13 protein-coding genes and 1 tRNA gene are annotated in these 13,700 nt (G+C 38.0%); 11 read left to right on the forward strand and 3 right to left on the reverse strand.

The features are described 5' to 3' along the window. Positions 1-41 precede the first annotated feature (41 nt). From grpE to IGL49_RS05325, 8 genes are all read left to right on the forward strand, one after another. Positions 42-581: a nucleotide exchange factor GrpE gene (grpE, locus tag IGL49_RS05290; RefSeq protein ID WP_002357827.1), complete on the forward strand. Its 540-nt coding sequence runs from the start codon at positions 42-44 to the stop codon at positions 579-581. A 59-nt stretch (positions 582-640) separates the two neighbouring features. After that, positions 641-2,470, forward strand: coding sequence for a molecular chaperone DnaK (gene dnaK, locus IGL49_RS05295; RefSeq protein WP_104854605.1), 1,830 nt, complete (start codon positions 641-643; stop codon positions 2,468-2,470). 291 nt (positions 2,471-2,761) lie between these two features. After that, a complete protein-coding gene (gene dnaJ, locus IGL49_RS05300) occupies positions 2,762-3,931 on the forward strand; it encodes a molecular chaperone DnaJ (protein ID WP_002357822.1) in 1,170 nt (389 codons plus the stop codon). Positions 3,932-4,191: 260 nt separating this feature from the next. Beyond that, positions 4,192-4,926, forward strand: a complete 735-nt coding sequence (locus tag IGL49_RS05305) for a metallophosphoesterase family protein (protein WP_104854603.1) — start codon at positions 4,192-4,194, stop codon at positions 4,924-4,926. 97 nt (positions 4,927-5,023) lie between these two features. After that, positions 5,024-7,216 (forward strand): Tex family protein, encoded by a 2,193-nt coding sequence (locus IGL49_RS05310; RefSeq protein WP_104854602.1) that lies wholly within the window; start codon positions 5,024-5,026, stop codon positions 7,214-7,216. A 26-nt stretch (positions 7,217-7,242) separates the two neighbouring features. Then, positions 7,243-7,704, forward strand: a complete 462-nt coding sequence (locus IGL49_RS05315; protein WP_002365561.1) for a SprT family protein — start codon at positions 7,243-7,245, stop codon at positions 7,702-7,704. 68 nt (positions 7,705-7,772) lie between these two features. Beyond that, positions 7,773-7,856: transfer RNA gene (locus tag IGL49_RS05320), tRNA-Leu, on the forward strand. A gap of 162 nt (positions 7,857-8,018) precedes the next feature. Then, the gene (locus IGL49_RS05325) at positions 8,019-9,236 is read left to right on the forward strand and encodes a pyridoxal phosphate-dependent aminotransferase (protein WP_002357817.1); all 1,218 of its coding nucleotides are present in this window, start codon (positions 8,019-8,021) and stop codon (positions 9,234-9,236) included. Between the two features lie 65 nt (positions 9,237-9,301). On the opposite strand, the gene IGL49_RS05330 is transcribed toward IGL49_RS05325, so the two are convergent. Continuing rightward, positions 9,302-9,478 (reverse strand): hypothetical protein, encoded by a 177-nt coding sequence (locus tag IGL49_RS05330; RefSeq protein ID WP_002357816.1) that lies wholly within the window; start codon positions 9,476-9,478, stop codon positions 9,302-9,304. Positions 9,479-9,655: 177 nt separating this feature from the next. On the opposite strand from IGL49_RS05330, the gene IGL49_RS05335 reads away from it, so the two are divergent. Together IGL49_RS05335 and nagA are read left to right on the forward strand one after the other, a co-directional pair. Then, on the forward strand, positions 9,656-10,483 hold the full coding sequence (locus IGL49_RS05335; protein ID WP_104854601.1) for a helix-turn-helix domain-containing protein: 828 nt from the start codon (positions 9,656-9,658) through the stop codon (positions 10,481-10,483). A 100-nt stretch (positions 10,484-10,583) separates the two neighbouring features. Then, on the forward strand, positions 10,584-11,732 hold the full coding sequence (gene nagA / locus IGL49_RS05340) for an N-acetylglucosamine-6-phosphate deacetylase (RefSeq protein WP_104858664.1): 1,149 nt from the start codon (positions 10,584-10,586) through the stop codon (positions 11,730-11,732). 41 nt (positions 11,733-11,773) lie between these two features. Here nagA and IGL49_RS05345 read toward each other — a convergent pair whose 3' ends face one another. After that, on the reverse strand, positions 11,774-12,160 hold the full coding sequence (locus IGL49_RS05345; RefSeq protein ID WP_002357813.1) for a hypothetical protein: 387 nt from the start codon (positions 12,158-12,160) through the stop codon (positions 11,774-11,776). A 13-nt stretch (positions 12,161-12,173) separates the two neighbouring features. Continuing rightward, on the reverse strand, positions 12,174-12,833 hold the full coding sequence (locus IGL49_RS05350; RefSeq protein ID WP_104854599.1) for a DNA/RNA non-specific endonuclease: 660 nt from the start codon (positions 12,831-12,833) through the stop codon (positions 12,174-12,176). Positions 12,834-12,993: 160 nt separating this feature from the next. Between IGL49_RS05350 and IGL49_RS05355 the strand changes: the two genes are divergently transcribed. Beyond that, positions 12,994-13,695, forward strand: a complete 702-nt coding sequence (locus tag IGL49_RS05355; protein ID WP_002360463.1) for an ABC transporter ATP-binding protein — start codon at positions 12,994-12,996, stop codon at positions 13,693-13,695. Positions 13,696-13,700 lie beyond the last annotated feature (5 nt).

Consider the following 13,700-nt stretch of genomic DNA (forward strand, 5'->3'; position numbering starts at 1 on the left):
GGATAAGAAGTAGATGCATAAAGAGAAAGGAAGTTGCTGAAGTGAGTAAAAAAGAAGAAAAGCAAGAAGAATTACAAGAAGAAATGGAAGCTGTTGATGCTGCTGGCGTTTCTGAAGTAGAAGTTGAAGCAACAGAGATTGAAAATCTTAAAGCAGAGCTTTCCGAAATGGAAGACAAGTTCTTGCGGGCAAGAGCCGAAATTGCTAATATGAGCAATCGAAATAAAAACGAACGAGAATTATTAGTTCGTTACCGCTCACAAGATTTAGGTAAAAAGATTTTACCATCTATTGATAATTTAGAACGAGCAATGGCTATTGAAGTATCAGATGAACAAGGCGAAAGCTTGAAAAAAGGTATTTCGATGGTGCTAGAAAGTATTACTGTGGCTTTAAAAGAAGAAGGAATTGAAGAAATCCCAGCAATGGGTGAAACCTTTGATCCAAATTTACATCAAGCCGTTCAAACAGTCCCTGCTTCTGAAGAAACCCCAGCAGATACCATTGTTGAAGTTCTACAAAAAGGGTACAAATTACAAGACCGTGTGTTACGACCATCAATGGTCATTGTTGCACAATAACAAACGTTAATTAAAAATATATTATTATAGAAAACTAATACAGATTGGAGATATTCACTATGAGTAAAATTATTGGTATTGACTTAGGAACAACAAACTCAGCTGTCGCAGTACTAGAAGGCGGCGAAGCGAAAATTATTGCAAACCCAGAAGGTAACCGCACAACTCCTTCGGTCGTTTCATTCAAAAACGGTGAAATTCAAGTCGGCGAAGTAGCAAAACGTCAAGCTGTTACAAATCCTAACACGATTTCATCTATTAAACGTCACATGGGTGAAGCTGGCTATAAAGTTGATGTTGAAGGAAAATCATACACACCACAAGAAGTTTCTGCAATGATCTTACAATATTTAAAAGGTTTTGCTGAAGACTATTTAGGTGAAAAAGTTGAAAAAGCAGTTATTACAGTTCCTGCATATTTCAACGATGCGCAACGTCAAGCAACAAAAGATGCTGGTAAAATTGCTGGTTTAGAAGTAGAACGGATCGTTAACGAACCAACAGCAGCAGCTTTAGCTTATGGTTTAGATAAAACAGACAAAGATGAAAAAATTCTTGTCTTTGACCTTGGTGGTGGTACATTCGACGTGTCAATCCTTGAATTAGGCGATGGCGTTTTCGATGTATTATCAACAGCAGGTGATAATAACCTAGGTGGGGATGACTTTGATAATAAAATCATTGACTACATGGTTGCAGAATTCAAAAAAGAAAATGGCATTGACTTAGCTAACGATAAAATGGCGTTACAACGTTTGAAAGATGCTGCTGAAAAAGCGAAAAAAGACTTATCAGGTGTAACAAGCACACAAATCAGCTTGCCATTTATTACTGCTGGCGAAGCTGGACCATTGCACTTAGAAATGAACTTAACTCGTGCAAAATTTGATGAATTAACAAGTGATTTAGTTGAACGTACAAAAGTACCAGTACGTCAAGCCTTGAAAGATGCTGGGTTAAATCCTTCTGAAATCGACGAAGTTATCCTAGTTGGTGGTTCAACACGTATTCCAGCTGTAGTTGAAGCTGTTCGCAAAGAAACAAACAAAGAACCAAACAAATCAGTTAACCCTGACGAAGTAGTAGCAATGGGTGCGGCAATCCAAGGTGGCGTAATCACTGGTGATGTTAAAGACGTTGTCTTATTAGACGTAACACCGTTGTCATTAGGTATTGAAACAATGGGTGGCGTATTTACAAAATTAATTGATCGTAACACTACGATTCCAACAAGTAAATCACAAGTCTTCTCAACTGCTGCTGACAATCAACCAGCTGTTGATATTCACGTTTTACAAGGTGAACGTCCAATGGCTGCTGATAATAAAACATTAGGTCGTTTCCAATTAACAGATATTCCTGCGGCTCCTCGTGGTGTGCCACAAATTGAAGTAAGCTTTGACATTGATAAAAACGGGATTGTAAACGTTCGTGCGAAAGACTTAGGTACTCAAAAAGAACAAACAATCACTATTAAATCTTCTTCAGGCTTATCTGATGATGAAATCGAACGCATGGTGAAAGATGCTGAAGCAAACGCTGAAGCAGATAAACAACGTAAAGAAGAAGTTGATTTACGTAACGATGCAGATGCTCTATTGTTCACTGTTGATAAAACATTGAAAGAATTAGAAGGAAAAGTTGATGCTGAAGAAGTGAAAAAAGCAGAAGATGCGCGTGATGAATTAAAAGCAGCCATCGAAGCAAACGATATCGAACAAATGAAAGCAAAACGTGATTCATTAAATGAAATCGTCCAAAACTTAACAGTAAAACTTTACGAACAAGCTGCGCAACAACAAGCACAAGAAAATCCTGAAGCTGCCAAAGGTGGCGCTGATGATGTTGTTGATGCTGATTTTGAAGAAGTAAAAGGTGATGACAAATAATCAATAACAATTGATTTTAGGGACTGGATCATTAGTACAATGACTAATGTCCCAGTCCCTTGTCTTTTGTGAGAAAATCAACCGCAATCAAGTTAGCAAGAAACTATTTAGGTTTTGAAAGAACTGTGGTATGATTACAACGATGTTAAACAAGCTGAAAATACCTATTTGCAGCTAGTAACACTGATTCAAGGTGTGATAGATAATCCAACCAGAGAGACCGAAATCAATCGATGAATTAGGCTGGTTCTAAACACATTGTAAAGTTTGAAGAAAGTTGGAGGGAAGTCAATGGCGACGAAACGAGATTATTATGAAGTGCTAGGATTAGCAAAAGGTGCTTCAGATGATGAAATTAAAAAAGCATACCGCAAACTTTCCAAAAAGTACCATCCAGATATTAACAAAGAAGCCGATGCGGAAGAAAAATTTAAAGAAGTTTCTGAAGCGTATGAAGTATTAAGTGATCCACAGAAAAAAGCGGCCTATGACCAATATGGCCATGCAGGAACTGATCCTAATTACGGTGGCGGCGCTGGTGGCTTTGGCGGTTTCGGTGGCGGCGGATTTAGCAGTAGTGGTTTTGGTGGATTCGAAGATATTTTCGATTCATTCTTTGGCGGCGGTGGTGGCCGTTCTGTTGATCCGAATGCACCAAGACAAGGCGCCGATTTACAATATACAATTCAATTGAAATTTGAAGAAGCTATTTTCGGTGTCGAAAAAGAAATTAAGTACAATCGAGAAGATACTTGTGCAACCTGTGGCGGTAATGGTGCCAAACCAGGCACACACCCAGAAACTTGTCATAAATGTCATGGCTCTGGAACAATCAATGTTGAACGTCAAACGCCATTAGGTCGTATGATGAGTCGTCAAACTTGTGATGTGTGTCATGGCACAGGAAAAGAAATTAAAGAACCATGTCCAACTTGTCATGGCACAGGTCATGAGAAAAAAGCACATACTGTCAAAGTAAATGTGCCTGCTGGAGTAGAAGACGGCCAACAAATGCGCTTAGCTAACCAAGGAGAAGCGGGTACCAATGGTGGACCATATGGTGATTTATATGTAGTCTTTCGTGTTGAAGATAGTGACATTTTCGATCGAGATGGCGCAGAAATCTACTATGATTTACCAGTAAGTTTTGTTCAAGCGGCTCTAGGTGACGAAGTAACTGTACCAACTGTTCATGGTGACGTGAAATTAAAAATTCCGGCTGGAACACAAACTGGCACAAACTTCCGCTTAAGAGGCAAAGGTGCGCCACGTTTACGTGGTGGGGGCAATGGTGATCAACACGTGAAAGTGAAATTAATAACACCAAAAAATCTTAATGAAGAACAAAAGGATGCCCTACGAGCTTTTGCAAAAGCTGGCGGACAAAATGTAACTGAACAACAAGAAGAAGGCTTCTTTGATAAAATGAAAGATGCGTTTGGCGGTAAGAAGAAAAAATAGACCAAACGAGCGCTAGCGCTTGGTTAAATGAATCAGAGACAAAAGCTGTTAGCTCAAAGTGTTTATCACTCTTGAAGGCCAAATTGTAACGAGTAATTGCAGGCGTTGCTTTTGTTCAGCTGATTATTTTAAGATTTAAAGAGTAGGACATAAGTCGTTTTGACTTATGTCCTATTTTCGTTTTTTATTTCCAAACATTTTACGAGAATATTTTAAAATTTAGCGTATACTTAATATAAGCAAGTTAGGAGGGCTTATTTATGAAACCATATGTTTATGTAATCAGTGATATTCATGGACAAGCAGATTTGTTTGATGCCTTACTCACAGACTATGACCCAGTTGAGCATCAGCTAGTTTTAATTGGTGATTTAAACGACCGTGGTCCGCATCCTAAAGCCTGTTTTCTCAAAGGAAAAGAACTTGTCGAGCAATACGGCGCTGTTTATTTACGAGGCAATCATGAAGAATATTTTTTGCAGTTTCTTCAAGATCCAGAGGACTGGTTTGCAGGATATGTTCGCAATGGTGGCAAGGAAACAATTGAAAGTCTCTTGCATCCAGGAGCTACTGCAGAATACTCACCAACAGAAATGGCTTTAATGATTCATAGTCGCTATCCAGAGTTAATTGATTTTTTAACAAAACGACCGCTTTATTTTGAATGGCAGCATTACCTATTTGTTCATGCCGGTGTCGATTTAACGATGAAAGATTGGCGGCAAACAGCACCTAAGGATTTTTTATGGATTCGCGAACCCTTTCATCAAGGGAAAAATAATACAGGCAAGACCATTGTTTTTGGTCATACCATTACCCCAATGTTACATGGTGATATGCAGACTACGGACCTTTGGCAAAGTGATGGAAAAATTGGGATAGATGGTGGTGCTATTTTTGGTGGCTCGGTTCATGGTGTGATTTTTAATGAAAAAGGGATTGTCCAAGATATCGAATATCAAAAACGCACTCCCGCGTGGCAACCAGAATTTTGATGCCTTAATCGTGCGAATCAGTTACCTCACTTCTATATTTAGAAGCAAAAATATGCTAAAATAGATAAGTATGCATAAGAAAAGAGGTATCTAGTTAATGGCAGAAGCTTATAACGAAGAAGTAGTAGCGCTACTTCAAAAAGAATTGACAACGTATCGTTCAAAACAAATAACAACGGTTTTAACTTTATTAAATGAAGGAAATACAGTTCCTTTTATTGCCCGCTACCGGAAAGAAATGACCGGAAGTTTAGATGAAGTCCAAATCCGTGAAATAGAAGAACGTTATCATTATTTACAAAACTTGAAAAAACGGAAAGAAGAAGTTCTCCGTTTAATTGAAGATCAAGGAAAACTAACAAAAGAACTCAAAACAGATATTCAAAAAGCAGTGAAAATGCAACAAGTGGAAGATTTGTATCGACCATATAAACAAAAACGTCGGACTAAAGCGACTATCGCGAAAGAAAGAGGGTTAGAACCATTAGCAGATTGGTTACTCTCTTTACCTGAAAATGCGGATATCTTAGCCAAAGCGGCTACTTTTATTAATGAAGAAAAAGAAGTTGCAACCGCCGAGATAGCCTTGCAAGGTGCTCATGAAATTTTAGCAGAACGCATTAGCGATGAACCAAAATACCGAACATGGTTACGTGATTATATGGTTAAGCATGCGCAATACGTGAGCATAGTTAAGGACGAAGAAAAAGATGAAAAGCGAACCTATGAAATGTATTACGATTTTGCAGAACCAGTTAGCAAAATGGTGCCACACCGCGTCTTAGCAACGAATCGTGGTGAAAAAGAAGATATTCTAAAGGTTTCCCTTATCGCTGATGAAACAAAAATTAATGATTATTTCCAACGTCAACTAATCGGCAAACAAGCAACAAGTTTAGCTGCTCCATACATTGAGGCTGCTTATTTAGATAGCTATAAACGATTCATTGGACCAGCGATTGAACGGGAGATTCGCAATGAATTAACAGAAAAAGCAGATGAACAAGCGATTGCGATTTTCGGTGAAAACTTACGTAATTTATTATTACAGTCACCACTTAAAGGAAAAGTTGTTCTAGGATTTGACCCGGCCTATCGGACAGGCTGTAAATTAGCAGTTGTCGATGAAACTGGTAAAGTTTTAGCAATTCAAGTGATTTATCCACATAAACCAGCGACTGCTGCAAAACGTGAAGCAGCTGGTCCAGCCTTTAAAAAGATCATTGAAGACTATCAAGTGGACATGGTAGCTATTGGAAACGGAACGGCAAGTCGTGAATCTGAATTGTTTGTGGCGGAGCAATTAAAAGCGGTGAAGCGTGACGTCTTTTACGTGATTGTTAATGAAGCAGGGGCTTCCGTTTACTCTGCGAGTGAAGTGGCTCGTAAAGAATTTCCAGATTTGCAAGTCGAAGAACGAAGTGCAGTCAGCATTGCCCGTCGTTTACAAGATCCGTTGGCAGAATTAGTAAAAATTGATCCCAAAGCAGTCGGGGTCGGTCAATATCAGCATGACGTATCGCAAAAACGTCTTGCCGAACAATTGGATTTTGTTGTGGAAACTGCAGTAAACCAAGTTGGTGTCGATGTGAATACAGCGAGTGCTCAACTTTTACAACATATTTCTGGCTTAAATAAAACAACGGCGCAAAATTTAGTCACTTACCGTGATGAAAATGGTGTCTTCACAGCACGAAACCAAGTCAAAAAAGTACCTCGTTTAGGACCAAAAGCATTTGAACAAGCAATTGGCTTTTTACGAATTCCTAATGGCAAAAATGTGTTAGATAATACTGGAATTCACCCAGAAAGTTATCCAGTAGCACAAGCAATTTTAGAAAAAGCAGGGATTGCTTCTAAAGAATTAGGGACATCAGAAGCTATCGAAAAATTGAAACAGTTACCCGTGAATCAATTAGCTACTGAGTTAGAAGTAGGTTCAGAAACACTCACGGATATTATTGCTAGTTTAATCCAACCAGGACGTGATATGCGCGATGAGATGTCAGCGCCACTTTTACGTAAAGACGTGTTGACGATGGAAGATTTGAAACCAGGAATGGAAATGCAAGGAACTGTTCGAAACGTAATTGACTTTGGTGCGTTTATTGATATTGGTGTGAAGCAAGATGGCTTAGTCCATATTTCTAAGTTAAGTACTAAATTTGTTAAGCACCCAACGGATGTTGTTGCGGTCGGTGATGTAGTCACAGTTTGGGTAGAAGATGTTGATTTGAAAAAGGGGCGTATTAGTTTAACTATGTTGCCTCGTGCGGATAGAAAAGACTAGCAATGAAGGAACCTCAACCAGTCTTGATGACAGATCAAGCGCTACAAACGCTAGTGGAAAAAATTTCAATCGTATTTTTTCAGAAACCTTTTCTGCATCAAGCTACATTTAATCGGCGGTTAAAAACTACGGGTGGTCGCTATCATTTAGCTTCGCATCACTTGGATTTTAATCCAACTGTCTTTTTAAAGTATGGACAAGAAGAATTGGAAAAAGTCATTAAGCATGAATTATGTCACTATCATTTACATTTGGCCGGCAAAGGCTATCAGCATAAAGATAAGGACTTTAAAGAGTTATTGGCTAAGACTGGCGGTGCCCGTTATGCACCGCCCCTGGTAGAACGGAAAAAAGCGGTTTTTCATCAGTACCAATGTCAGTCTTGTGGAGAAGTCATCCTCAGAAAACGGCGTATTGATACGACCCGATATGTCTGCGGAAAATGTCATGGGCGTTTGTCCTGGCAAGCGAAAAAAGAACAAATCTAACGATTCTGGTCTTTGTTATCTTGACAAAGACCAGTAATTATTTTAGGATAAATAAGTGCTCTTAAAATGCAGATGTGTTGGAATTGGCAGACAAGCATGATTGAGGGTCATGTGGACAGATGTCCGTGTGGGTTCGAGTCCCATCATCTGCATCAACTAGTATAACAAGCAAGGCAACTATCTGCAGACGGTTGCCTTGCTTGTTTATTACGGAAAAACCATCAATTTTTTATTAAATTCTGATATTTATTATTGCTTTTTCATTATAGTTGGCGTAACTTTAGAGTATAAATTTGTGAAGCGAGGGAGTCCGTGTGAGAAATTTTAAAAAATCCGATAAATTAAATAACGTAAGTTACGATGTCCGTGGTCCTGTTTTAGAAGAAGCAGAACGCATGCAAGAAGAGGGCATACGTATTTTGAAATTAAATACAGGGAATCCAGCGCCATTTGGTTTTGATGCCCCAAATGAAATTGTACGTGACATGATTGTGAATGTTCGCGATTCAGAAGGTTATTCCGATTCAAAAGGTATTTTTTCTGCAAGAAAAGCAATTGAACAATATTGCCAATTAAAAAAATTTCCTAATGTAACGATTAATGATATTTACACTGGTAATGGCGTGAGTGAACTAATTACCATGTGTATGCAAGGCTTGTTAAATAACGGCGATGAAGTACTTGTGCCAATGCCAGACTATCCTTTATGGACTGCTTCTGTTTCTTTGGCGGGCGGCACACCCGTCCATTATATTTGTGATGAGCAAGCAGAATGGTATCCAGACATTGATGATATAAAATCAAAAATAACTTCGAATACAAAAGCAATCGTTATTATAAATCCGAATAATCCGACTGGTGCTTTATATCCGAAAGAGTTATTGCTAGAAATTGTTGAAGTGGCACGTCAAAATGATTTAATTATTTACTCCGATGAAATTTATGATCGTTTGGTCATGGACGGTTTGGTTCATGTACCGATTGCTACATTAGCACCTGATTTATTTGTCGTAACATTGAATGGTTTGTCAAAATCACATCGAGTGGCAGGCTTCCGATGCGGTTGGATGGTGTTGAGTGGCGATAAATCACGAGTAAAAGGGTATATCGAAGGGCTAAATATGCTGGCTTCCATGCGGTTATGCTCGAATGTATTGTCACAACAAATCATTCAAACCGCATTAGGCGGCTATCAAAGTGTTGATGACTTGCTTTTACCAGGTGGCAGAATTTATGAACAACGAGAATTTATTTATAATGCGATAAATGATATTCCTGGTTTATCAGCCGTGAAGCCTAAAGCAGCCTTCTATATTTTCCCGAAAATTGATACGGCCAAATTTGACATTTATGATGATGAAAAATTTGTTTTAGATTTCTTACACAAACATCATATTTTATTAGTCCATGGCGGTGGGTTCAACTGGCAACAACCAGATCACTTCCGCATTGTTTATTTACCGAAGATGGAAGACTTAAAAACCACGGCGGATAAAATGCGTGAATTTTTAAGTACCTACAAACAAAAATAAAAGAACTACCAAAAAATAGCTTCGTTAGAGGCTATTTTTTGGTAGTTCTTGTTTTATCAACAATACTATTCTGCAGTTTCACATGCTTTTTTACTAATAATCATTCGGTTGGTATATTTTTCTTCCATATCAGGACTAGGATTTGCTACTACGATGAGATAAGAATTTTCATACTCCTTCTCCACAAAGCCTGAATAATTTGTTTTTTCCCAAATGAAGTGAACCTTTTTCTCTTCGGCCATACAATAACACTCCTTTTTAATAAAAATGAACCTATTTATTTTCTAAGAAAACCTTAGATAATGTTCTTGCAGTATATTATGCAATAAAGTACAATAAAAGCATAATGCGAATTCGCATATTTTGACAAAATCCCCATTTTGCAAGGAAAATGGCCGATATAAATAGGAGCTATTGTGATGAATTCTTTAGGTGCAGTTATTAAAGAAATTAGAAAAAATAGAAAATTGACACAGAAAATGTTATCAGAAGACATCTGTTCGCAAAGTGTTTTAAGTCGCATTGAAAACAATGAAGAGTTGCCAAACGTCCTCGTCATGCAACAACTTTGTGATCGTTTAGGTGTGACGGTTGACCAGATTATGCGTTATAAATCTGGTGATGTGCATGTTGTTACGTATTCATTTGAAAAAATGGCTGAATATTTTCGTCATAAAAAATATCAATTATTATTAAATTATTTAAAGGAAAATCGTCTTGAAGAACAATTGTATTTAGATACGGACTGGCAAAAATATTATTATTATTTAGGTAGTTGCGAATTGTTTGTTCTCAATGATTACGAAAAAGCCATCGCTAGTTTGCGCAAAGGGTTATCTTTCACCTATAAAGCGGATAAATTAAATGTTTCTGATTTAGAGATTCAATTGATTAGTTGTTTAGGTGCCACTTATGGTTACATGGGCAATAAAGTAGAGGCAGAACGATTTTTAAGTTTGAGTATTCATTACTTTAATCAATTGCCCAATGAACGCAGTAATGCAGAGTTAACGAAAATATTTTTTAATTATGCTGATTTCTTATTTAAAAATTATACAGAAAAAGATGCCGAAATTTATGTGGATCAAGGAATTACTTGGGCCCGCAAAAAAAATAGTTATTATTATTTAAGTGAATTATTAAATCTAAAATATTTAGTTTTAATGAGAAAGAATAAACACGAAGAAGCAGAACGTTATCTGAACTTAGCACAACAAATGAAAAATGTGGAAAGTGGCAATCTTTAAAAAATCCTCAGAATTGCTTAAAAGGTCTACACCATTTCTTGACTTTTGTACTGATTAAGAGTACTTTTGAAGTAAGTAAAATAAAGAAAGAAGGATGAAGATGAAAACATTTATCTTTGCAGACAAGTTCTTTTTAAAAAGCGATGTTAAAGGACCTGGTTATTTAGAAATCACGGATGGTATCTTTGGTAATTATACAAAAGATGAACCGCAAGGGGACGTAAAAATTATTCGTGAGGAAGGCAAATGGATTGCCCCAGGTTTAGTCGATACTCATATTCATGGTTACATGAATCATGACGTAATGGATAACGATGCAGAAGGCATTAAAGTGATGTCTGAAGGCTTATTATCTTGTGGCGTAACTTCATTTTTACCAACAACGTTAACTTCAAGTAAAGAACGTTTAACAAACGTTGCACGTACGATTGGTCAAGTCTACCAAGAAGTACCTGGTGCAAAAATTCAAGGGATTTACTTTGAAGGACCTTTCTTTACTGAAGAACATAAAGGCGCACAAAATCCAAGTTATTTTGGAGATCCAGACCTTGATACATTCCACGAATGGCAAGAAGCTTCAGGCGGAATTATTAAGAAAATTGCGTTGGCACCAGAACGTAATGGTGTGAAAGAATTTGTTGAAACCGTTACAGATGAAGGTGTCGTTGTTGCTTTAGGCCATAGTAATGCGACCTTAGAAGAAGCTGATGTGGCAGTTGAAGCAGGCGCTAGCGTTTTTGTTCATGCATATAATGGGATGCGCGGCTTAAATCACCGTGAACCAGGGATGGTTGGTGCATTGTTAACGTTACAACACGTTTTCTCTGAATTAATTTGTGATGGACACCATGTACATCCGCAAGCAGCTGAAGTATTGATGGAAAAAACAGGCCATGATCACGTAGCGTTGATTACAGACTGCATGATGGCTGGCGGTATGCCAGATGGCAACTACAATTTAGGTGAATTTCCTGTTGTGGTAGCAGAAGGAACGGCTCGTTTGGATACTGGAAACTTAGCAGGAAGTATTTTAAAACTAAAAGAAGCAATTAAAAATGTAGTTGATTGGGGTATTGCCACACCTGCACAAGCAATTATGATGGCTTCATTAGTTCCTGCGATTAGCTGTAAAATCGATGATCAATGCGGCATGATTGCAAATGGTCGCGATGCTGACTTTATCGTATTAGAACCAACCATGGAATTAGCAGCCACTTATTTAGATGGCGTTGAACGTTATCGAGCATAAGACACAAGAAAAAGCTTGCGGAAATTTATCCGCAAGCTTTTTTATAATTCTTTTGGTAAAATCGCAGAAGTGATTTCTTTGTTCTCGTAGGCAATAAAAAAATCGATTAATTGCTTGTCAAATTGCTCAATATCCTCTTTGTAAAGGGAGCTAGGAATCACAAAGGTTTGCTCTAGAGTGCCTGCTAGATAATCACCATCTAAACTTTGGGCGACAACTAAAAATTCTTGTTCGCGCCAATGTTCCACATCTGTTTCAGAAATGGTTTCTGGAGAGGCTAAAAATTTACAATTTTCGACAAATTGTTCATCAATTTCTTCACTGAAAGTTAATTCAGCATCCTCTTCTTGAGGTTGAGAGAGGATTGCTTGCAAAAATGTTTGTGGTTTTGCATCGGGTAATGTTTCTTTTAGCTGTTCAAAATCCACTGAAAGTTCCTCCTTATTGTTTGTTTAAAATAGTTACTGAAAAATCAATGGGTGAATTTGTTTTAAGGCTTTTGGCTTCTAAGATGATTTTTTCAGCCAACAAATCGTTTCCGTTATATACAGGTGTCACGCGATAGCGAACGGTTTCGCCGCGATCAAGAGCTGCCCGAATCTGATTTTCATATTTCGTCATATAAGGAGTGTTGACAGGATTCTGATACAAGGTGGTTAAGTTACGTGGATCATCACCACTGCCTCCCATTTGACGGCCGATTAGGTGGCCACGCGAATGATTAGCTTTTCCTGAAATGAAACCAGCTGGTCGAATATCTTTATTAGCGGAAGTTCCTGTATTGACCATTGCGGGTTTTAATAGCGCATCAGCGCCTGTCGCTCGTTTTAGACGATCTAGAGAATGATAAGTAATCCAGCCGTTTGAGTTATCCTTTAATTCCTCTGCTGAAAATGTGGCTTTACCATTTTCAATGGGTCCAGGATTATCTCCTTTAGGTGCTGGTGTGCTTGAGGGGGTGGTTGTTTGTGGTTGAACATTAAATAAATCTTGTAAAGCATCAGGAACTTTAACGCCAACCGCGCCTAAAATTAAAATGATTAATGCGCCCATCAGCATGATGGTTGAATTAAATGGTGGTTTCTTCTTTCTATTTGCCATAACGTGCTCCTCTAATTTTATACTTGCAATAGTCCAAATTTAAGGGGACCATCTTTTCTATTATACGTAAATTTGCTAAAAAATCAAAAAAGGCTTTTCTTTGAAAGACTTGTTTTCTCAGATATGTTACTATTTTAATGTAGAAGGGAAGGGATAGTGGATGGCCTATATTGAAGTCAAAAATGAATACAAGCGTTACCAAATGGGAGAGACAACTATTACTGCGAATGATGGCATTTCTTTTGAAGTGGAAAAAGGAGAAGTAGCGGTTATTTTAGGCCCCAGTGGTGCAGGAAAATCAACTGTTTTAAATATTCTTGGTGGAATGGACAGTTGTGATGAAGGGGAAATTATTATTGATGGCACAGATATCGCTCAGTTTTCAGAGAAACAATTAACCACTTATCGACGCAATGATGTCGGGTTTGTTTTCCAATTTTACAATTTAGTCCCAAATTTAACGGCAAAAGAAAATGTCGAATTGGCTTCGCAAATCGTTGCGGATGCGTTGGATTCGACCACTGTTTTACAATCGGTGGGTTTAGGGGAACGTCTAGATAATTTTCCAGCGCAACTTTCTGGTGGTGAACAACAACGAGTAACCATCGCCCGTGCAATTGCTAAAAAGCCCAAGTTACTTTTATGTGATGAACCGACAGGAGCACTGGATTATGAAACAGGAAAACAAATTTTAACCATTTTGCAAAACACTGCTCGTGAAACTGGAACGACCGTCTTAATTATTACCCACAATTCAGCCATTGCAGAAATGGCCGATCGGGTAATCCGAATTAATGATGCGAAAGTTCGCGAAATGACTGTGAATGATCAGCCTAAATTGGTTGCTGAAATTGAATGGTAGGTGCC

The sequence above is a fragment of the Enterococcus sp. DIV1337a genome, from assembly GCF_051712285.1.
In the GTDB taxonomy this organism is placed as follows: domain Bacteria; phylum Bacillota; class Bacilli; order Lactobacillales; family Enterococcaceae; genus Enterococcus; species Enterococcus faecalis.

Excerpts from the sequence above, each read along its gene's own strand:
- dnaK (WP_104854605.1), top strand. The coding sequence starts at position 641 with ATGAGTAAAATTATTGGTATTGACTTAGGAACAACAAACTCAGCTGTC.
- dnaJ (WP_002357822.1), top strand. The coding sequence starts at position 2,762 with ATGGCGACGAAACGAGATTATTATGAAGTGCTAGGATTAGCAAAAGGT.
- IGL49_RS05305 (WP_104854603.1), top strand. The coding sequence starts at position 4,192 with ATGAAACCATATGTTTATGTAATCAGTGATATTCATGGACAAGCAGAT.
- IGL49_RS05310 (WP_104854602.1), top strand. The coding sequence starts at position 5,024 with ATGGCAGAAGCTTATAACGAAGAAGTAGTAGCGCTACTTCAAAAAGAA.
- IGL49_RS05315 (WP_002365561.1), top strand. The coding sequence starts at position 7,243 with ATGACAGATCAAGCGCTACAAACGCTAGTGGAAAAAATTTCAATCGTA.
- IGL49_RS05330 (WP_002357816.1), bottom strand. The coding sequence starts at position 9,478 with ATGGCCGAAGAGAAAAAGGTTCACTTCATTTGGGAAAAAACAAATTAT.
- IGL49_RS05335 (WP_104854601.1), top strand. The coding sequence starts at position 9,656 with ATGAATTCTTTAGGTGCAGTTATTAAAGAAATTAGAAAAAATAGAAAA.
- nagA (WP_104858664.1), top strand. The coding sequence starts at position 10,584 with ATGAAAACATTTATCTTTGCAGACAAGTTCTTTTTAAAAAGCGATGTT.
- IGL49_RS05350 (WP_104854599.1), bottom strand. The coding sequence starts at position 12,833 with ATGGCAAATAGAAAGAAGAAACCACCATTTAATTCAACCATCATGCTG.
- IGL49_RS05355 (WP_002360463.1), top strand. The coding sequence starts at position 12,994 with ATGGCCTATATTGAAGTCAAAAATGAATACAAGCGTTACCAAATGGGA.